A 22,115-nucleotide genomic window follows, 5' to 3' on the forward strand; every position below is an offset into this window, starting at 1 on the left:
AAATAGCGATTAAGGATTACAGGCTAACATTAACACCAAATACTACACCTCGGTTAAAAGTTGAGGTAACGGTATTGTTGGATGAGATGCCCGAATCAGGATCAACCCAACCAACATTAGAGTAAATTAAACCCGGGTTAATGGCCTGTGCATATACCCTTAATTTAGATAATGCTAATTTTTTAGCAATTTTTTCTGGGAAATAATAGCCCAATGAGATATTTCTGATTTTTACGAAAGATCCGTCCTGGTAGTTCATAGAACTTCTGTAAGGGTCGCCGGCTGCACTTCCATAATTTGGTGCAGGATAATCGTTTGTTGGGTTGGTTGGTGTCCAATAGTCAACCAAGCGCTGGGCAAAACGGCCTTGTAGTGACTCCGCACCTGTGGCAATTAAGAAATTATATCTAGCAATAATAAAAATAGAAAGGTCGAAATTTTTATAAGTAAAGGTATTGGTCATCCCGCTGGTCCAGCTTGGCGTGTAACTTCCTCTAATCATTCTATCGTTATTGGCATCAATTTTATAATCGTTATTTAAGTCCCTAACCCGAATGCTGCCTGGTTTAAAAGCGCTTGCTGCCGGTAGGTTAGCATTAAATTTTGCCATTTCAGCTAAGTCTTCAGGCGTATTTTGCCAGATGCCATCTTTTACAAAATCGTAGGCCACTCTAACCCTTTGACCGATGAACAATAAACTGCCAATTACATCGCCGTTGGCCAATTTAACCACTTTATCTTTGCTCGCCGAGAAACTTAATGTTGTAGACCAGTTAAAATCTTTGTTTTTTAAGTTCACCGTGTTCAGGGTAATGTCGATACCTTTATTATGGGTTTCTCCAATGTTATCGAAAGATGAAGTATAACCATTTATCGAAGAGATATCTTTTTGCAATAACAGATCGGTGGTTTTAGATTTATATAAGTCTATGGAACCGCCAACTCTTCCTTTAACTAAGCTAAAATCAAGACCAAGGTTATATTGTAAGGTATGCTCCCACCCAAGCGCCTTGTTTGGTAAGGTAGGCGGATTGGCCAGTGATGCATCAGAAGCTACATAGCCGGTTTGTACCGAACCACCATAAGTATAAGTTAAGGGCTGTAATTTACCTAGAGTTGTTCCATAAGAAATGGCCGAATTACCTACACTACCCACACCTAATCGAAGTTTCAATTGATCAACCCATTTAATGTTTTTCATGAAATCTTCCTGATCTATACGCCATGCAATTGCAGTAGAAGGGAAAAAGTCCCATTTGTTGCCTTCAGCTAATTGCGATGCACCATCCCAACGGGCAGATGCAGTTAATAGGTATTTGCTATTAAAGCTGTAATTAACCCTGGCCATGTAAGATACAAGCGTGTTTCGGCTCAAATCGGTACTAAAAGCATCAAGGCTCGGAATATTGGCCCCGCCTAAGCCATACCAAAGTGGGTTACTTAAAGGGATTTTAGTTCCGGTCATTGATGAACTCTCTTCTTTAAAGAGTGATGAACTCTGCAATAAAGTAACGCCAAAATTGTGCTTTTTTATTGTTTTATCGTAGTAAACCAAGTGATCTAGCGTATAGGCAAATCTGTTGTTTTGGTTAAGCTGAGCATAATTGGTAGAACCTGATTCGCCCGCACCGCGATTGATTGATTTTGCGTCCTGATATCTTCCGTTGTAGTTGTTGTAAAAATCAGGACCGAAGTTAATACGGTACTTTAATCCTTTTAAAAGGCTTACTTCAGCATAGAAAGAGCCGATTGTTCTTAACACTTTACGTAAGTTAATATTGTATTGATCCTCACCCACTGGATTTTGAATATTGATGTCGGCACCTGGTAAATTGATCCTGTTACCGTTTGCATCAAAAGGTACAGCAACAGGCAGCATGCCAAGTGCTGCGCCATATAAACTGCTCGGCCCTGTTGCATTACCTGTTGAAAATCCATAGTTCTGCAAGCCATAAGATGCGGTAATGTTAGCCCCGAATTTAAACCACTTTACCGGATTCAATTCTACACTTACCTTAGAAGTATAACGGTTATAATCCTGGCCAAGTTCTGTACCAATCTGGTTTAAGTAGCCAAATGAGGCGTAGGCTTTTAATTTGTCTGTACCGCCACTGGCGCTTAATACATGGTCTTGTGTAACACCAGTACGTGTAACCAAATCGGTCCAGTTTGTTGTGGGCACTAAACTGCCATTGTAAACTCCATTTTGCCAGCCTTGCGCAATATTTGCCGTTACATAACTATCGTTAGGAAATATACGGTTATCATCTGCTTGTGTTGGTATAACAGGATAAGTAGTGCTTGCCTGTGCTGCAGGGTTTAAATAACCTACACGACGGTAAGCATCGCGACGGAATTCGATATATTCGGCAGCATTCATCATCTGTGTTCTATCCTGGATGGTTTCGATAGTTGCTGTACCCACATAATCTAAAGTTAATCTGCCGGCTTTACCTTTTTTAGTGGTAACCAGAACAACACCATTTGCTCCTTTGGATCCATATATTGCAGTTGCCGATGCATCTTTTAAAATGTCGATGGTTTCAATATCGTTAGGATTGATAGCTTCGATACCGCCTGCGGAAAATGGAATACCGTCTACCACGTAAAGTGGTGAATTGCTGGCGTTTATAGATCGTACGCCTCTGATTAAAATGGAGCCGATCTGACCTGGGCGCTCGTTTGAAGTAACATCAACCCCAGCTGCCTTGCCTTGTATGGCTTGTAATGCATTTTGTACGGGTCTCGATCTGATCTGTTCTGCACCCACGCTTACAACCGATCCAGTTAAATCACTTTTCTTTACGGTATTATAACCAACAACTACAACCTCGTCTAAATCATTTGTGGAACTTTTTAATTGGATGCTGATCGTTGTTTTTCCATCTACAGGTACCTCTTGTGTGGTATATCCAATGTACGAAACCACCAAAACCGGGTTGCTCACGGTTGATGGGATAGTAATGGAGAAAGCACCGTTGGCATCGGTAGAAGCAACAATGGTAGTGCCCTTCACTTTAATGCTAACGCCAACTAAAGTTTCACCTTTTTCATCAACAATTTTTCCTTTAAGGTTAACATCTCGTTTGCTCGTTGAAATGTTTGTACCCACAGTTCTTGGTATTGCTTTACGGTTGGTCGCATCTGCAGTATTCGCCACACAGAGTAGGCACAATGCCGACATACCCGTAAACAGGATTTTTTTGTACGAAGAGCCTTTTCGTCGCTTTAGATTTTCTGGATAAAAATTAAGATCCATAGTTTTATTGGTTATGTAAATATTTGGTTATTTAGCCAAATAGCATATCAGATGGAATGTGCTATCTGTTTTGAGGGCATATGATTAAGCAATTAATCCATTGTTTATTGGGATGAATTAGCAGTTGTTGAATGAAAAATGAGTTAGTTTTTAATTTTTTTTGACTACAATAGTCTTTGCTTCGTTTTTAAGGCTTTAAATGGCAATATAGGGGGCAATTAAGTGCAAACGATTGCATTGTTTGATGTGTGGTTTTTCTTGCTCATATAAGTATCGATTAATAATTGATTATATTTGGTTATACGAGATTAGAACTTTTATTTCGTTAGTCCATCCTGTTCCATCCTGTAGGCACAGCCAGATGTAAAGATTTTCTTTTTTGGGTAATAGGTTTTAGTAAATGGTTCAATAGTTATTTGCTGCAACTTAGGGTTTAACTCATACTGCTTTTGATTTTGGCTAATTTTTATTTGAGGGGCTATCTTATTCAATATTAACGTGCTAAACGTTTTTATGATAAAAAAATGGTCCATGTAAACACAGACCATTTTTATATTGTTTCAACCACTGTAAACCTAAAATTGTTCCTGCCTTTTAAAGTTAAAAGCTGTTGTTCCAATTAAGATTACGGTGAGGATCGATATAGATAGCAAATTAACCCAAACTGAAGGCCTTTGCTGCGGAGTATATTTTTCCAGTTTATAGGCCTTAATATCTGTACTGTCTACTGCCTTATTAAGAAAAATTGTTGGATAAAAATGCAAGCGGATCTGCTCGTGATATTTTCTAACCGCCTGCTGGAAATCGAGATGGGTATTAAGATCCGACCCAGCCATGTTGTTTATCCCTAACTGGGTTTGTATGGTAGGGAAGAAAAATGCAAACGTATTTGTAAATCGCTGTCTGGCGGCCAGTTTATTCTCAATTGCGCGCCTGCTTGCCACTGCCTGGTCATCACCCATCTGTTGCATGGCATAATACCAGAACCAGCTAAAAGTTTTCTCTTGCGGGAAGGGATATTGCTTCAGCTGCGGGTAATGTTCAAAAAATGGTTTCATGGTTACTTCTTTGGCCATGTCCCATTTTTCGTGATAACCCTCGCGTTGGTTAATTACATGTTGCAGTGCTTCTGGCATGGGATATTTTCGGGTAAGAAAAAGGTTAAGTGATGCTGGAATTACAATGCAGATAAGTACCCAAACAGCAACCAATGCCGATGCATTAAAGTTCGATGATTTTGCTAAAGAAATGACAAAAAATGAAACTGCAAACCAGAAGGCCAGATAAAGGATGATGAGAGTGGTTATTGAAAAGAAAATGAAATCTACAGGCAAATGCAGATAAAGAATAGCTACAAATAATAGGAATAAAGCAACAGAAAAAATTACGGCTACCCTAACTAAAAATTTTTGCAAGATTACCCGAAAAGACTCATTGGTCTGCGCCCTTAAAAGCGACCAAATTCCACTCTCTTTTTGCTCCGAAAGTAAGTTATAGCTAAAGGCAATAATTACCAGGGGGAATAAAAAGATAAATACAAAACTCAGGTCCATGTTGCCCAAAAGCAGGCTTACCGGGTTATTAATATCTGTATCGTAAATCTGACCTTCTAAACCCAGCATGGTTACCGAGATTAAATAAGGGTTAATATCCCGCTGCCCATTAGCAAAGGCGGCCCAGGCATTTGGTGCATTAGCCAATGAAAATTTATTGTGGTAAAACAATAAGCCAATATCTTTACCAAAATGATCGATATTGCTGAGGGTGTTTTTCTTTTGTAACATTGCTGCTTTTTCAATTACGGCCTGTTGCTTGGCAATTAATGTTTTGCCGAAATACAAACCGGCAAAGCCTGTAATCAGCAGCACAATGATGCCTGTCCATGAGGAGCTGTTTCTAAAAAACAGTTTAAATTCGAGGTTATATATACTTTTTTTCATCCTTAATAGCTATATCGTTTTAATCCACCTGGTCGTGTACTGTAGCAGCATAACCGTTGCCAATAACCAACAGGCTAAAGCACTCAGTGCCAATAACTCATTTGTTATTACTAAACTTAATTTGCCAAAGTGGTAATTGAAATCAGGTTGCTCGGCCCAGTTTGCCTTACTAATGGCCAAAGGTTTTTCTTCTTCTCCTGGGGCAATGTTACTGATCTTATCAATTTGTAGTTTATTCATCTTTTGAGCCAGCTGATAACGGTAGGCTTCTGCCTGGTTCTGAAAATCAACAAAGGTGTTAAAATCAGCGGCTGTTATGGCCATCGAAATATGCTTGAGGGATAAGTAAGGGTTTATGAAACCTGCTACCTTTGTAATGCTGTTCTGCTTTTCAAAAATTTTATTCAGTTCCTTTTGGTGGTTACTGTAAATTTTTGACGTTATTTTTTCGCCCTCTGCCATAATATAGCCACCATAGTTAAATGGCAGTTTTTTTACATCGGTAACACCGTAAGTTTTGAGCAGTGAGTCTTTAATCGCAGCATAATGTGGGTCATCTGGATTATGGCTATCGCCCTGTTTATGGATGTCGGCAGCAATGGCATCTGCAAATTCTATTTTAGATGGCGAGGGATAGATTTTTACGCCGATTGCCTGGGTAATCCTGGGCATAATGACCATAAAAAATATCCAGCAGGCCAATAAAGTAGTTAGGGCTGATTTAGAACTGCGCGCAAATGCCGAAACCAAAACCGTTATGGCAGATACAATGAAGAAATAAATTGCATAGCTAAAAATCAATACCAGTAAGCGTAAACTGGCATCGCCACTAATCTGCCAATGACTTAGCGAGGCCCATAGCAAAATGGTAAGCAGCATAAGCGGTATAAATATCGACAAACAAACACCAATTATGCCCAATGTTTTGCCCCAGAGGAGCTGTTTCCAGCTTACATTTTGACATAGCAGGATTTTTAATGTTCCCGATTCGCGCTCAGCCGAAATGCTGTTGTAACCTAAAAAGAAAATGAGAAGTGGTACCAGGAGTTGCAAAACCATGGCCACACTAATTTCGCCGAAGCGCAACATGCCGTTAGAAAAACCTGCTTCACTAAAATTCACTGTGTTTTGTTTATGCGCTTCTAAAAAGATCGATACACCAGCAAAACTTTCTATCCCAAAATCGAAGAAACTGAGTTCGTGTTTCTCGCGAAAGGCGAGGTAACCATAGTGCGCCATCCGGTGTGGATGTTTATCTGGTTTGGCCAGCCATTGTGCCCTAACCAATTCTTTATAGTGCAGGCGCTGATTGTTTTGTGTTTTAAAATTTTGCCAGCCTACATAGGTAGCCAAACCAAGCGATAAACCTAATAAAAGGGTTAAGGCTAAGGTGGCCCTGTTGTTAAGGACGGTTTTAAAAGTTTGTTTGGCTATAGTGCTTATTCTATTTGGCATTATATTCTATAGGTTACGTTAAACATTATGTTTCTTGGCGTACCGGGGAAAAGGCGTAGATAGTTTTGTGCGCCAACCCAATAGGTTTTATTTAAAATGTTATTCATATTTACAGCCAGTTGAACTTTAGAACCAGCGGGCGAATAATAAAGCGCAGCATCAAAAAGGGTATAAGCAGGTAGTACGAAATCTCTGATGTACAACGGAAGTTTAGTGCCACTATACTGTAAACCGGCTCCAAAACCTATTCCCTTTAGCTTAAGTGTTTCAAAGTTGTAGCGTGTCCATAAGCTGGCACTGTGTTTTGGTGTGTTCTGCACCCTTTGACCAATTAAATCAGGATTAAAATCATCCTTAATAATGGCATCTACATAACTATAACCTGCATTAAACTGCCAGTTAGACCTGATAAAGCCAGAAGCTTCGAATTCGACACCACGGCTGCGTTGGGCACCGCGTTCTATCAGGCGGTTTACATCCAACGGATCGTTTGCATTCATCAATAGGTTTTTCTGGTTAATTTCGAATACCGAAATGTTAACCATCAAACTTTTATTCAACCATTCAGATTTTGCACCAATCTCTTTTAAATCACTTTCTAAAGGTTTAAAATTGGTTCCTGCAGGTGGTGGAACAATAACCAGGGTTGAGGTATTTCCTTGAGGCTGGTACCCCTGTAAATAGGTTCCGTAAAGGTTAATGTTTGCGTTTATGGCATAGGTAATTCCGGCCCTTGGCAAAAGCTTATGCTGATAAATTTTCTTTTCGGTAGCCAATTTGTAATTGCTGTAATCTTCGTACCACTCTTGTCGTAAACCCAATGTTAAAGTGAGCTGATGGTATTTTATCTGATCTTGCAGGTACACTGCGTTAACCAGATTATATGCAGCCGGAATTTCTGTTTTGGTAAATACGTAATCGCTTAAATTTTTAATGGTATAGCTCGGGTTGGCGAGGTTAAAGTGTTCTACATTGGGCACGGGTGCATTTATACCATTTATTGCCTTAAATAAATAGAGATCCTTTTTAGTGGGATCGTACCTTGCTGCGATGGTTCCATCTTTTAAACGGTAACCCTGAGCCGAGTTTTCGCCACCGCCCCGCAGTTTCTGGGTGTTTATTCTATCGTACCCGATCACCAGCTTGTGGCTTAAGCTGAAAGTATTGGCGTTTATACTGAAATAGGTGCTTAAATTGTCGGTCCGCCATTTTTGTTGACGCTGAACGGCACGCATAGCCGCTAACGTAGGGATCGGTTGATTGTTTTCGTCAACGCCAAAAGCATTGGTGGTTCTATGTTCTAAAAGATCCTCGTTCCAGTTTTGCTTCATATAGGCCACATTAAATACAATATCCTGTGTAAGGCTATGCGAAAAATTGGTCATCAACATTAAATCCTGGCTGTTAAAACGGTCATTACTGGCGCCCATATTGAAACTGATCGGTGTACTTTTTAAATCTGTTTTACCAGCAATTGCGCCAAAAATCGCCTGTCCACGGTCTAACCTCGAATTGCTGTTGTTCATTACCACTTCTACATTTAAGCTGGTTCGATCGTTCGGGATGTACGAAAAAGAAGGAGCAATCAGGTAACCCTTTCTGTATTGCAGGTCTCTGAAGCTTTTACTGTCTTCATAACCTACATTAAGCCGGTAAAGAAGCGTTTTATCAGCATTTAAAGGGCCCGTAAAATCTAAAGCGCCTCTAATGGTGCTGAAACTTCCGGCCGAGAGACTAATCTCTTTGCGGTCTTCTGTCAGTGGTTTTTTGGTTACCAGGTTAATGCTTCCCCCTGGGTCTACACTCGAAAATGTAGCACTTGCCGGACCTTTTATTACTTCTATCCGTTCCAGGTTATTGGTTAAGGGCTGGTTAAAATAATATTGGCGGGTACGCATGCCGTTAATAATAGCACCTTCTTCGTTCTGGTTAATTCCCCTGATCGAAAATTGGTTGTAATAGCTGCTTTGCGATACACTGGTTACATTTTTAACCGCATCGGCCAGTACAGCCGCCTGCCTGTCGGCAATTAATTCTTTCGAAACCGAAGAAATAGCCTGTGGAATATCCTTGTTCAAAGTAGCTGTTTTGGTGGCCGAAAAAGAGTAGTTACCATAGTACTTTTTGCTATTGGTACCTACCACTTCAACGGTCTGTAATTCTTCGTTGGTGTTTTGCAGCACAATCGCATCCAGTTTTAAATCACCAATACCATTAACGGGGTAAATGCGATTAAAAGTGCTGTAGCCTATGGCGCTAATGGTGATGGTGTAATTGCCCATTTGAGGTAAAACAAACGAAAAATTACCGAGCGAATCGCTGCTTGTATTCAGTTGATCTTTCCCATTCTTAAATTTAATATTGGCCTTTTGGATAGCTTGGTTTTGGGTATCGATCACTTTTCCACTCACCTTTAGCTGAGCAAAAGCGACCAGGCTAAATGTGCTGAAGAGCAATAGGAAACAGATTGCACGGAAAATAGGAAGACCTTTATATATTGGATACATGAAATGGATTTGTTTTTAAATAGTTTGTAAGTATAATTCCTGAAGGTCGGCTGCAGTGATGTCGCTGGCTCTGAGTGTATGGATCAATTCGCCTTGTTTCATAATGCCAATGTGCGAACCTACATTTACCGCATTAAAAATATCGTGCGTAGCCATCAGGATTGATTTGCCCTCGGCAGCCAATTGTTTAACCAGTTGGGTAAATTCTGCGGTGGCTTTTGGGTCTAATCCACTGGTAGGTTCGTCCATTAAAATGATTTTTGCATTTTTGGCTAACGCAATTGCAATCCCCACTTTTTGGCGCATGCCTTTACTAAAGCCCGATAAATGTTTGTGGTGGGCAGCTTCCTGTAAACCACATTGCTTTAAAAAACCGATCAAGCTTGAAGTACCATAGTTAAACCCTGCCAGTTTAGAAAAGTAATCGAGGTTTTCGATGGCCGAAAGATTGCTGTAAAGCATAACCACCTCGGGAATGTAGGCCAGATGTTTCCGCCGTTCGTCATCGTGCACAGCGATTTCCTCGTTATCGATTAAGATTTTTCCGCTACTTGGCTCAATAAAACCTAAAAATAAATTGATGGTAGTGGTTTTTCCGGCGCCGTTTTGGCCCAGCAGGCAAAATACTTCACCAGGGTTAACGGTTAAATTAAGCTGATTTAAGGCCTGGTAAGATTGATAATTTTTGGATAATGAAATGGCTTGAAGCATAATAAAATATTGGCGCATACCAAACAGGCATGTGCGTTAAACAGAGTAAATTTGAAGGTTATGAAAAGAAAACTTCTTGTATGAAGGTTAAGCCGTTAGGCTAGGCGGGCCTTTATTGGCACAGGATAAGATAGAAACAACCGGATGCCTCATGTGGTGAACGCAAGGTATAATTGTTGGTTTAACTATAGATAGTGTAAATTCAATAGGAGCGGGAAGATCGAAAAAGTGCGATCGGTGTTTCAATACCTCGCACAATTTACATTTTAGCTTCGGGGAACTCAATTGTTTCTGTGGATACACCTGAGAACTTTGTTTGCTGTAACTGGTTTTTTCGGCACCATGATGATGCAGGCTTTCTATCAGTGTTGCATTAAGAAATACCGCCAATAGTAATACCGCCCATATGCGGGCAAAAATTTCTTTGCGATATGTATACACTGAATACTTCAATGCAACAAAGTTACATTTAAAAAATTATAAATCAAGTACTGTGTTATTTAGTTAATTGCGGAATCGGTAAACTTTATGTCGTTTCATTCATTGCTGATTAATATTGTCTTTCAACTCCGATACCATTAACAGCTGTACATGGAAAGTTGTCATTGTGAGGTCGGGACAGGCTGTCGGCTGAAAAAGCCTTCTCGCATCCGATAGCTATCGGATGAAGATTATCTGAGGAGATTTTATCTTTTAAATTCTCTTGTTATTTATATCGGTTTTATGAGATAAAAGATAAACGCAGATTATCATATTTAAAGGTTTGCGCTTTGATGGGTTGCAAACTTTGTTATTAAGCCTGATTGAAACGGAAAGCCCGCAATCCGATCCTTCATCGGATGAGGCTTGAAGAGTAAAGCAGGGCAGGAGGCTGCCATAGAGCTTGTTACTTTCACTTTCTAAAAAGAAAATAGTGAACCGTTACATTAATCTAATTCCTCATTTTGTTTAAATTCATATAAAGTCCCCTTCGACTCCGCTCAGGGTGACATCCAAAGGTAAGGGTGACATTTCGATTGGGGAATCAGCGTATATATCAATCGTTTAATCGACTTCTGACTCCTGACTCCCCGGCTTCCGACTAACCCCATTAATTCTTACCTTTATTCAAGCTATGGATCCTAAAGAAACACTAAAAGCACATATTTTAAAAACGGCTACTTTAACCGACAAAGAGTTTGATTATTTATTTTCCCATTTCATGTTACAGTCTTTTAAAAAAGGGCAGGCCATCATTAGTGAGGGAGATAGGGTAGATCATGAATATTTTGTGATCTCGGGTTGTTTAAAAGCTTTTTTTATCAACGATGAAATTAAGATGTATATTCTGCAGTTTGCTATGCCTACCTGGTGGACTTCAGATTATGGCGCCCTATACAACCATAGCCGTGCAACCATAAGTGTAGATTGCATTAGCGATGCAGAAGTGTTATGCCTTTCTAACGATGACCGCGAAAAAATCTGCAGCGAAATTCATCAGGCTGAACATTTTTTCCGCTGGAGAACAAACAGGGGCTATCTGGCTTCACAAAAAAGGCTGTTATCTTTTATGAATAATGATACCAAAGCCCGTTACGAAGAACTTTTGGCCATGTACCCGCAATTGTATAATCTTGTACCCAAACATTTAATTGCTGCTTATTTGGGTGTTTCGAGAGAAACCCTGAGCAGGCTTTACAACGCTCAAAAATAGCGTTTGCAGAATGTGATGTACATCACCTAAGTCCTGTAAATTTCCTCCTTTACTTTGTGTTGTCAAATCACTAACGATTGATAAACAAAGAAATGGAAACTACAAAATTTGAAATTGTAAGTGCTCAAAGCAACATCAACTGGACTGGTAAAAAAGTTACCGGAGCACACAACGGAACCATCACGATTAAATCGGGTTCACTAAGTTTAAACGATGGTAAACTCAGCAACGGGAACTTTATTATCGATACTACCTCTATTGTAATATTGGATGTTACTGACCCTGCAACCAATGCACAGTTTGCCGGACATTTATTCTCTGACGATTTTTTTGCCACCGATCAATTCCCGGAGGCCACATTTGTCATTACAGCTGTTGATCAAACCAATGAAGATAATACCGTAATTACCGGCGATTTAACCATTAAAGGCATTACACATGCTGTAATTTTTGCGGCAGATGTTGTGGTTAACGGCAATACGTTAACAGCTTCCGGTAAAATCTTTATCGACCGTACCAGGTACAATATGAAATTCAGATCAGGTAACTTTTTCACCAACCTTGGCGATAACCTAATCTACAATGAATTTGAGCTCGATGTAAAATTAACCGCATCATTAACTATTTAATCGAACAGCCATGCCATACGTAAAAATAGAAGTAACCCGCGAAGGGGTTACACGCGAACAAAAACAGACCCTAATTAGTGGAATAACCAAACTGATTACCGAAGTATTGGATAAAGATCCGAAGCTTACCCATGTAGTAATTCAAGAAATCGAACTGGATGATTGGGGATATGCAGGCGAACAGGTATCGGTATTGCGCGAAAAAGGGATAACAGCAAACCATAAATAAGCATCAAAAACATGAAAACACTAACTGTCATTATAACAGGCGCATCAACAGGTATTGGTCGTGCCATTGCAGCTTTATTTTTAGAACAGGGTCACAATGTAGTGATCAACGCTGCAAATGAGAACAATTTAATCACTGCTTTTAACGAATTAGGGTTGCACGATCAATTGGCGATGGTAGCAGGCGATATCAGCAACATGAGCACAGGTAAACTATTGGTAGAAACTGCAGTAGCGCGTTTTGGCGCTGTAGATGTGCTGGTAAATAATGCCGGTATTTTTGAGCCAAAACCTTTTTTAGAGGTAGATGAAACACATCTGGATAAATTTTTGAACATCAATTTAAAAGGCACATTTTTCACCACGCAGGCAGCCATCACGCAGATGTTGAAACAAGATGGTGGTGCTGTTATTAACATCGGAACTGTATTGGTAGATCATGCCATTGGAGGTTTTCCTGCAACAGCACCCATTTCCAGTAAAGGAGGTATCCATGCCTTAACCAAACAATTGGCTGCAGAGTTCGGCAAAAACAACATCAGGGTAAATGGCATCGCACCAGGGATTATTAGAAGTCCGTTACAGGCCAAAAATGGCATTGGTGATGCGGATGCATTTGCAGGTTTACATTTATTAAACCGTATTGGCGAAACAGAAGATGTTGCTCAACTTGCCCTGTACCTGGCAGAAAGTAATTTTGTAACAGGCGAAATCATCAATTTAGACGGAGGTCATGTAGCAGGTCATCACATTGGCTAAGGATAAAAATTAAACAAAAACCAGGTATGCAAAGGGAAATCATTAAGCCCGGGCATACCTTAAAAATTAAAACCATGAACAATTACAGCGAAAATGCAAATGCAATAGCAGAGGTACTGTCATCTTATTTTAAGGGCGTTTTTAATGGAGATACCGCACTGCTCAGAAAAATATTTCACCCACAGTCTATATTGGCTGGTGATGTAAACGGCATTCCATATTTTAAAACACTTGATGAATATTTAGAAGGAGTAAGTAAGCGCAAAAGTCCGCAGGAGCTCAATGAAACATTCCGAATGGAAATATTATCTATAGAAATTATCAATGCTATTGCAATTGCCAAAGTTCATCTGCCTATTTTTGATTTTAATTATTACGACCTTTTATCATTAAGTCTAACCGATAGCGGGTGGGTGATTGTGAATAAACTTTTAACCAACGTAAAAATTTATTAAGATGTGGAACAGAACTAAAATAACCGAACTTTTAAAAATCGAATATCCGATTTTATTAGGCCCAATGGGCGGTGGATTTTCAACACCTGAGCTTTTAGCAGCCGTATCAAACGCTGGTGGTTTGGGCAGTATCGGCGCATATACCTTAAGTCCTGAAGAAATTATCGAAACCGATAAAATTGTAAGAACAAAAACAGCTAAACCTTATAACATCAACCTATTAGTGAAAGATGTAGATGAGCGTTTGCTTAATTATCCATCAGAGAAAATAGAGGAAATTAAACTATTATTCAAACCTTTTTTTGACGAATTGAGCATTCCATTACCCGATCTTGATGCCAATATTCCTTCAAAATTTTTGAAACAGGTAGAAACCATTTTCGAGCTGAAACCTGCTGTATTTAGTTTTATCTTCGGTATACCTTCAAAAGAAATATTAAACGAAGCAAGAAAGCTAGGCATTAAAACGGTGGGTGCAGCAACCACATTAGATGAAGCTTTAGCACTCGAAGAAGCCCAGGTTGATGCCATTGTAGCAACAGGATTTGAAGCCGGCGGACATCGTCCTTCGTTTCTTAAACCGGCAGATGAATCGTTAACAGGAACTTTTGCATTGATCCAGCAGGTAAAAGCGAAAACAAAAACACCTATAATTGCTGCCGGTGGTATTGCCGATGCGAAAGGTATAAGGGCAGCATTAACGCTTGGCGCAGATGCAGTCCAGATCGGTACCGCCTTTTTAGTAACCGACGAATCTAATGCAACGCCTATGCACAAGGCAAAACTTTTTTCCGAAGAATCAAAAAATACAGTACTTTCTAAATCATTAACAGGGAGAATGGGCCGGATGATTGCTAACCGGATATCCAGTGCTATTCGTTATGAAACTGAGGTGTTGCCCTTTCCACTGCAAACCCGGTTAATGGGACCGTTAAGAGCCGCTGCCATTGAACAGGGCAAAACAGATATGTACAATTTCTGGTCGGGACAAAATGCGGTAAACTTAAAATATACATCTGCAAAAGAATTAATGGAGGTGTTGATTAGGGAGATGTATTAGTTGATTGGTTCATTAGTCATTGGTTAATTGGGCATTAGTTCATTGGAAACTGAGAACTGTAAACTGAGAACTGTAAACTGAGAACTGTAAACTGAGAACTGTAAACTGTTCCTTCCCTCATTTTCTTATTTTGTCTCTTCAATAATGCAACATTTATGCTGCTTTTCGAAAAATAAGTAAATTGAGCCGTTATTTTTTTGCTTAGTATTGCAAAGATATTCCTTATATTAATGAAACCTGATAATTTACAACTATGGCCTGATAGTTTGCTTGTTAGCGATATGCAAAGCAATGATCGGTCTGCGTTTGAAAAAATTTACAACAGGTATTGGAGCAAGTTATATTTATCAGCCTATCATATTTTACGCAATAGGGAGGCCGCTGAAGATATTATCCAAGAAATATTTGTGAGCCTTTGGTTAAAACGGGAGTATACCTCAGTCGATAATCTCAATAATTATCTGTTTACTTCTGTTCGTTTTCAGGTATTTAAAGCCATTAGAGATGGGAAATTCCGCGCCGATTTACTTCATGATACCGACCTTTTGGTGAGTCCGCATAATGCCGAAAATGCTTTTGCTGAAAAAGAGATCGCGCAACGTTTAGATGAGAGTATTGAGCTGTTGCCTCAAAAATGTAAAGAAATTTTTATCCTGAGCAGAAAAGAGCACCTTAGTGTAAAAGAAATTGCCGACCGGTTAAACCTTTCACCAAAAACGGTAGAGAACCAGATTACCATTGCATTACGCCGCCTGCGTACCGATATGGGCGAATTCTTATTTTGGGCTATTTTATTACTGGCCGGCATTTGGGATAAATAAATCAGTCCCTATCCTCTCCTGCAAATTTCAATTTGATTGTTTACCGTTACTTAACTTTGTTTAATTTTAATTAGCTGTTGTATAGCGTGTTATGTAAAATTTATAATTTCTTTTAGGGGATATACTTCGTTTTGGGTACATACACCAAACCACAAGCAATTGAAAAAAGCAGAATTAACAAGTTTAACAGAAAAATACATAGCCGGTACTGCCAGTGGAGAAGAACGCCTTAAATTAGAATCCTGGTACAACGATCAATTGAACGAAAATACTTTGGCGGATGAAAAACAGTTTGATGAAGAAGATCATGTTGGCGAAAAGATTTTTAATAAGATTAATCAACAAATAGATCAGCAAGAGAAAAAACGACCGGGCAGGTATTTTTATCGTATAGCTGTTGCCGCCTCATTAATTGCCGTTTTAGGATTTGGTTGGTTTATTTTAAGTAAAAGTACCGATCTTAAAAAAATAAATAAATCAGCTAGCTTAATTAAGCCCGGTGGCAATAAAGCCTTTTTAACACTTGCCGATGGAACTAAAATTAATTTAGATCAGGCGTTAAATGGTACAATAGCCAGGCAGGAGGGAATTCAGATTACCAAAACTGCTGATGGACAATTGCTTTATACCATTTTAGAAAATAAATCAAGCTCGGCTAAACCAGGATTTAACACCATCAGTACACCAGCTGGAGGCCAGTATCAGGTTACGCTGCCCGATGGGACCAAAGTTTGGCTAAATGCACTGTCATCATTAAAATACCCTACCACTTTTACAGGCAAGTATAGAATGGTCGAGCTTGCTGGTGAAGGTTATTTCGAAGTAGCTAAGAATAAAAACAAGCCTTTTAAACTTAAAACATCAAAGCAGGAAGTAAGCGTTTTGGGTACCCATTTTAATGTGAGTGCCTATGCAGATGATGCCGAAATTAAAACAACCCTTGTAGAAGGTGGGGTAGCCGTTAAAAACTTCAATCCACAGGCCACAGGTTTGCTAAAACCCGGGCAGCAGGCTGTTTTTCACGGTACAGGTTTCAAAGTGAGCAATGTTGATGTAGAAGAATATATCGCCTGGAAAAATGGCTTCTTTATGTTCAATAATGAAGGGATTAAAGAAGCTATGCAAAAATTGGCCAGGTGGTACGACGTTGATATCGAATATGTTGGTGATTTTGATGGGATTTATTTCGGAGGATCTTTTTCTAAACACAACAACCTGCAGGAAACCTTAAAAATATTAGAATCTACTGATAAGTTTAAATTTAAAATAGAAGGAAGGAGGATTAAAATTTTAAAATAACCCCTTAAGTTTTTAATCTGAAAAACGGATTTCGAGTGCAATCGAAACCCGTTTAAAGCTTTAGATTAAAATTGTTCCAACAATAACCAAATAGTTAAAACATTGTAAATGTAATAGCAACTGCTATAAGCATTTAACTCAATCTAAAACCTAACAAATGTATGAAAATTTACGATTTTAATTTATACGGGTCAAACTGTATAAAGAATAAAATTCTGTTATCTATGAAGCTAACCATCTTATTGCTTTTTGTAGCCTTTTTACACGTTAACGCGGGTAGTTTTGCGCAAAATAACATTACGCTTAACGAAAAAAATGCATCCTTACAAAAAGTATTAAAGGCAATAAAAAATCAAAGCGGCTATAATGTGTTTTTTATCCAAAGCGATTTAAAAAAGGCGAATATGGTAAGCATCGATATAAAAGATATGCCTTTAACCGAAGCTTTAAATCAATGCTTCAAGAACCAGCCCTTAACTTATTCTATACAGGCCAACACCATTGTGGTTAAAGAACGGCCCGTAAATGTTGTCCCTGCCAATAAGCCAGAACAAAGTACACCAGCAAACAAGGTTATCGATGTGATTGGTACTATTTTAGACGAAATCGGTAAAGGTATACCTGGCGCCAGCATTAAAGTAAAAGGAAAAGAGCAGGGCACCATGAGTGATGAAGGCGGAAACTTTAAACTTACTGGTGTGGCAGAAGATGCCATTTTAGTGATCTCGTATTTAGGTTATCAAACCAAAGAGGTAAAAGCTTCGGCAACAGTAAAAGTTACTTTGGTGCCGCAAAGCAACGATTTAAATGAGGTGGTAGTTGTGGCTTATGGTACACAGAAAAAATCGAGTTTGACCGGAGCTATTGCAACCATTACCCCTAAACAATTAAAAGAGCGCCCTGTAACCTCCATACAAAATGCCTTACAGGGTATTTCTCCAGGCTTAACCATTTTGCAACGCCCTGGCGATGTAAGTGCAAGTGCAACAGGAGGTACTGCTGTTAATATTAGGGGCAGAAGCAGTTTAGCAGGGGCAGGTACGCCATTATATATTATTGATGGTATTCCGGCCAGCTCGCAAGAATTCGCCACACTTAATCCAAATGATATTTCGGGCATGTCGGTACTAAAAGATGCATCTTCTGCAGCTTTATATGGCTCGAGAGCGGCTAACGGTGTAATTATGGTAACCACTAAACGTGGTGGTGGCGAAAAAGCAACCATCGAGTTTAATGCGAACTACGGCTGGCAATCGCCCACTCGTATCGCGAAATATTTAGGATCAGTAGATTATACAACACTCTATAATGAGGCACTCACCAATGTTGGCCGTAGCCCAATGTATACACCAGCTCAGATAGAGTTATACAGAAATGGTTCTCAGCCAGATCTATATCCAAATACAGATTGGTATAAAGAAGTTTTAAGACCCAGTGCACCACTGGCCGATGTGAATTTAAACATCAATGCACCCGGTAAAATAACCAGTAGTTACCTGGGTTTAAATTATCAAACTCAAGAATCGTTAATTCCGAATAAAGACCAGGACCGTTTTAATGCAAAATTAAATACCGAAACCAAGGTTATCGAGAATATACTAAAGATAGGTACCAATATCTCTTTCATTAACCAGGCTTTTGACCGTTTGGGCAATTTATCATGGACAGAGTTAAACCGTTCTCTACCAACTACTGTTTTTCGCCAGAGCAATGGCCAATGGGGTTCGGTAAACAATGGTACTGTAGCCAGTAGCTCAATTCCGTATCGTAACCAGGCCCGAATGATAGCCGAATCATCGAAAGGCAGTAACCGGAACAATTTACTTCAGACCGCTGCAAATGCTACGTTAACACCTTTAAAAGGTTTATCGATAAATGGATTGGTTTCGTTAAAGTTTACCAACAACAACAGCACAGCCTTTAACAATACCATGACACCGATTAATAACTTTTTAACCGGTAATCCTATTGCGCTGCCTGCCGGACAAGGCACCCAGAACGATTTAAGAGAGTACTGGTCTAAAAGAAAAGAATTGTTGATACAAGGTACGGCAGATTACGAGCGTACATTTGGTAAACATTATGGCAAGCTAACTGTAGGTGCATCGCAAGAAAGCAATGTGCTTAGAAGTGCATTTATTGGTAGAAGAAACTTTCCTAATAACGATTTAAGCACCATTATCAATGGTTCTGGTAACGGAGAAGATATGTTATCAGATAACAATGGAGATGATATTATTGGCGGCGTTTTTGGCTTAGCCAACAGAACCGCTGCTGAAGAATGGTCAATGCGATCGATGTTTGGCCGTTTTAACTATGCTTTTAACGATAAGTACCTGTTAGAGGTAAATGCCCGCATCGATTATTCTTCACGTTTCCGTGAAGATGTGCGTAAAGCATTCTTTCCATCGTTTTCTGCAGGATGGGTAGTTTCCAAAGAAGACTTTATGAAAAATATTTCCTGGGTTGATAATTTAAAACTCCGTGGTTCTTATGGTTCGTTAGGTAATCAGGATGTGGTTTCTGTAGGCAACTATTTTAACAGGTTAAACGCTGGCTTTCAGTACAGTTTTGAAGGTACAGCACAAGATGGAATCTGGCAGGCCGATGGATCATGGCCAACCACAACCTGGGAAAAAGTATACATGACCGATTTTGGTGTAGACATGACTTTGTTAAAAGGTAAAGTGGACATTACTGCAGATTATTACATTAAAGACACCAAAGATTTATTATTACGTAATGCAGCCCTTGCAACCTATCCGTTAACCGTACCTTTTACCAATTCGGCAAGTACCCGTAATACTGGTGTAGAGTTAGCCATTAACCATAACAACAGAATCGGAAAAGATTTTACTTTTAGCATTGGTGGTAACTTATCATTGATCAAAAGTAAAATCACCAAAATTGGAGATAATAATAACGATCGATTTGATGGTCAGTATATTCAAAGGGTTGGCGAATCGCTCGGATCTTTTTATGGTTATATTGCTGATGGTCTTTTTGTTACTAATGGAGAGGTTGCTTCACATGCTTTTCAGGATGCACGTACCAGAGCCGGAGATATTAAATACAGAGATATTAATGGAGATAATGTGATTAATGCTGCAGACCGTACCATCATTGGTAACGATGTACCTTTTGTAAACTATGGTTTTAATTTAAGTGCAGCTTACAAAGGTTTCGATTTTAATATCCTTACTTATGGTGTGGCCAAAGTAAAAACCTATTTAGGCCAGGAAGCTTCAGCACCCTTCTTTAACGGTGCAAATGCCAAAGTACAGTTATTAAACCGCTGGACAAAAGAAAACCCTGATCCAAATGCCGATTTCCCGCGGACATTACTAACTGCAGATGCCGGACATAATATCGATCAATTCTCGTCATTCTACCTATTTAGCGGCTCTTATTTCAGGGTAAGAGGCATTACTTTGGGTTATACTTTACCTCAAAATGCAGTGAAAAAAATTGGTTTGTCTAAATTAAGAATATATGGCACAACCAACAATCCTTTCACCATTATGGCCGATAAGCGTTTAGGCGACTATGATCCTGAGTCTGCTTCGGGCCGTGGAGGTTACCCAGGTATTAAAACATGGTCGTTTGGTTTAAGTGCAGGATTATAAAATGATTAGAAAAATGAAAAAGATATATATAATTACAAGTGTACTCTTATTAAGTGTTATTGTTTCTTGTAAGAAAGACTTTTTAGAAAGACCACCTTTGAACCAGGTGTCGGAAGCTACTTTTTGGAAGAATGCCAATGATGTTTACTTGGCCGTAAACGGTGTATACAATCAGTTGCCTGGCGATGATATGGTGTATGATGATGCAGCTGCAGATAATGCGCATGCACAGTATCCTTGGGAGAGTTCGGCAACGGCAGTATCGTCGGGTAATGTAAACTCTACTTTAGATGCAGGCTGGGGTTTTACCGGAATTGGTCGTGCCAATTATTTTTTAGATAATGCTGATAAAGTAACTGGCATGGATAAAACATTACTAGACCGATATAAGGCCGAGGTCCGTTTTATTAGAGCAAATGCTTATTTCTGGTTGATTAGTAAATTTGGTGACGTGCCATTGTCGACTAAAACAGTTGAGCTTGGCAGAGAAAATATACCAAGAACACCAAAAGCAGAAGTATTAAAATTTGTGGTAGATGAGTTAGACGCCATTGCTAAAATTTTACCACAAAGTTATGCTGGTGGTAAACCAAACGAAAAAGGTCGCATAACCAAAGGAGCAGCATTGGCTTTAAAAGCACGTGCTCACTTGTACGAAGGCCAGTGGCAATTGGCTGCCGACGCGGCAAGCCAGGTAATGACATTGGGTTACGATTTGTTTAAAGTAACTGCCGAAGATGCCCTAAATGCCAAAGATAATTATAGCGCATGGGTCGATTTCGCAAATGCCGATGATGAGAAAAAATTCCGTGTAGGACTCCGTAGTTATGAAGCTTTGTTTTACCAGGCAAATGAAGGCAATGTAGAAGTAATATTAGATAGACAGCGCATCCCGCAACAAGATGCTAATTTCTTAAATACCTTGCTGCCTTCGGGCGATCTGGGTGGTTGGGGCTCTATTGCACCCACACAAGAATTGGTAAATAGTTATCCAAGTTATAAAACAGGCGATTTAATTACACCGCCATCGCCAGCACAAAGAGCTTCCTGGTATAAAGCGAAAGATCCGGCATTTAAAAACGAATATAGAAATAGAGACCCGCGTTTTTACGCCAGTATTTTATTTGATGGAAACCCATGGAATGCCATCCAAGATGATTATTCATTTAAATGGACTGAAGGTGCAGGTAACACCGCCCTAACTGGTTACAGTGTGCGTAAAATGGTCGATCCTAAAATTTATAGAGATCAGATTGATAACCATGCAAATAATATTTTAATCCGTTATGCTGAGGTTTTATTAACCTATGCCGAAGCTAAAAACGAATTAACCGGTCCTGATGCAAGTGTATATGATGCTTTGGATAAAATCAGGACGCGTGCGGGCATGCCTGTTGTTGATAGATCTAAGTATGCCACGCAGGAGACCTTAAGGGCGTTAATCAGAAATGAAAGACGTGTTGAATTGGCAATAGAAGGACAACGTTATATGGATATCAGAAGATGGAAAATTGCTCCACAGGTAATGAAACCAATATATAGTATTGCCGATGCCGCAAAACCGATTCAAGAAAGAACCTGGAATGATAAATTATATTTAATGCCAATCCCGCAAGATCAGATAGATCTCTCTAAAGGCGTTTTAAAGCAAAATAGCGGTTATTAGAAAACAC

At 39.4% G+C, this 22,115-nt stretch carries 15 protein-coding genes; 10 read left to right on the top strand and 5 right to left on the bottom strand.

Going from position 1 to position 22,115, the window contains the following annotated elements; all coding sequences use genetic code 11:
• Window positions 1-16: 16 nt before the first annotated feature.
• From AC07VK_RS01090 to AC07VK_RS01110, 5 genes are all read right to left on the bottom strand, one after another.
• Window positions 17-3,259, bottom strand: a complete 3,243-nt coding sequence (locus AC07VK_RS01090; RefSeq protein ID WP_492957724.1) for a SusC/RagA family TonB-linked outer membrane protein — start codon at window positions 3,257-3,259, stop codon at window positions 17-19.
• A gap of 575 nt (window positions 3,260-3,834) precedes the next feature.
• Window positions 3,835-5,199 (bottom strand): ABC transporter permease, encoded by a 1,365-nt coding sequence (locus AC07VK_RS01095; protein ID WP_492957726.1) that lies wholly within the window; start codon window positions 5,197-5,199, stop codon window positions 3,835-3,837.
• A gap of 9 nt (window positions 5,200-5,208) precedes the next feature.
• Complete coding sequence (locus AC07VK_RS01100; RefSeq protein WP_492957728.1) at window positions 5,209-6,654, bottom strand: ABC transporter permease; 1,446 nt, start codon at window positions 6,652-6,654, stop codon at window positions 5,209-5,211.
• A complete protein-coding gene (locus tag AC07VK_RS01105; protein ID WP_492957730.1) occupies window positions 6,654-9,161 on the bottom strand; it encodes a TonB-dependent receptor domain-containing protein in 2,508 nt (835 codons plus the stop codon). Before AC07VK_RS01105 ends, AC07VK_RS01100 begins: the two co-directional genes overlap by 1 nt.
• 15 nt (window positions 9,162-9,176) lie before the next feature.
• Window positions 9,177-9,872: an ABC transporter ATP-binding protein gene (locus AC07VK_RS01110; protein WP_492957732.1), complete on the bottom strand. Its 696-nt coding sequence runs from the start codon at window positions 9,870-9,872 to the stop codon at window positions 9,177-9,179.
• Between the two features lie 1,114 nt (window positions 9,873-10,986).
• Here AC07VK_RS01110 and AC07VK_RS01115 point away from each other — a divergent pair.
• The 10 genes from AC07VK_RS01115 to AC07VK_RS01160 all read left to right on the top strand — a co-directional run bounded on the left by AC07VK_RS01115 (window position 10,987) and on the right by AC07VK_RS01160 (window position 22,108).
• The gene (locus tag AC07VK_RS01115; RefSeq protein ID WP_492955590.1) at window positions 10,987-11,565 is read left to right on the top strand and encodes a Crp/Fnr family transcriptional regulator; all 579 of its coding nucleotides are present in this window, start codon (window positions 10,987-10,989) and stop codon (window positions 11,563-11,565) included.
• Between the two features lie 92 nt (window positions 11,566-11,657).
• Window positions 11,658-12,194 carry a YceI family protein gene (locus AC07VK_RS01120; RefSeq protein ID WP_492957734.1) on the top strand — a complete coding sequence of 179 codons (537 nt, stop codon included), beginning with the start codon at window positions 11,658-11,660 and terminating at the stop codon, window positions 12,192-12,194.
• Window positions 12,195-12,204: 10 nt separating this feature from the next.
• Entirely contained in the window at window positions 12,205-12,423 is a 219-nt protein-coding gene (locus AC07VK_RS01125; protein ID WP_492957736.1) for a tautomerase family protein, read from the top strand.
• 11 nt (window positions 12,424-12,434) lie between these two features.
• The gene (locus tag AC07VK_RS01130) at window positions 12,435-13,181 is read left to right on the top strand and encodes an SDR family NAD(P)-dependent oxidoreductase (protein WP_492957738.1); all 747 of its coding nucleotides are present in this window, start codon (window positions 12,435-12,437) and stop codon (window positions 13,179-13,181) included.
• A gap of 26 nt (window positions 13,182-13,207) precedes the next feature.
• Window positions 13,208-13,636, top strand: coding sequence for a nuclear transport factor 2 family protein (locus AC07VK_RS01135; protein ID WP_492957740.1), 429 nt, complete (start codon window positions 13,208-13,210; stop codon window positions 13,634-13,636).
• 1 nt (window position 13,637) lies between these two features.
• A complete protein-coding gene (locus AC07VK_RS01140; RefSeq protein WP_492957742.1) occupies window positions 13,638-14,696 on the top strand; it encodes an NAD(P)H-dependent flavin oxidoreductase in 1,059 nt (352 codons plus the stop codon).
• Between the two features lie 230 nt (window positions 14,697-14,926).
• Window positions 14,927-15,517, top strand: a complete 591-nt coding sequence (locus AC07VK_RS01145; protein WP_492957744.1) for an RNA polymerase sigma factor — start codon at window positions 14,927-14,929, stop codon at window positions 15,515-15,517.
• 159 nt (window positions 15,518-15,676) lie between these two features.
• On the top strand, window positions 15,677-16,816 hold the full coding sequence (locus tag AC07VK_RS01150; RefSeq protein ID WP_492957746.1) for a FecR family protein: 1,140 nt from the start codon (window positions 15,677-15,679) through the stop codon (window positions 16,814-16,816).
• A gap of 224 nt (window positions 16,817-17,040) precedes the next feature.
• Window positions 17,041-20,442, top strand: coding sequence for a TonB-dependent receptor (locus tag AC07VK_RS01155; protein ID WP_492957748.1), 3,402 nt, complete (start codon window positions 17,041-17,043; stop codon window positions 20,440-20,442).
• A 13-nt stretch (window positions 20,443-20,455) separates the two neighbouring features.
• Window positions 20,456-22,108 (top strand): RagB/SusD family nutrient uptake outer membrane protein, encoded by a 1,653-nt coding sequence (locus tag AC07VK_RS01160; RefSeq protein ID WP_492957750.1) that lies wholly within the window; start codon window positions 20,456-20,458, stop codon window positions 22,106-22,108.
• The last annotated feature ends 7 nt before the right edge of the window (window positions 22,109-22,115 follow it).

Source organism: Pedobacter sp. GW821-FHT01D05, assembly GCF_059422505.1.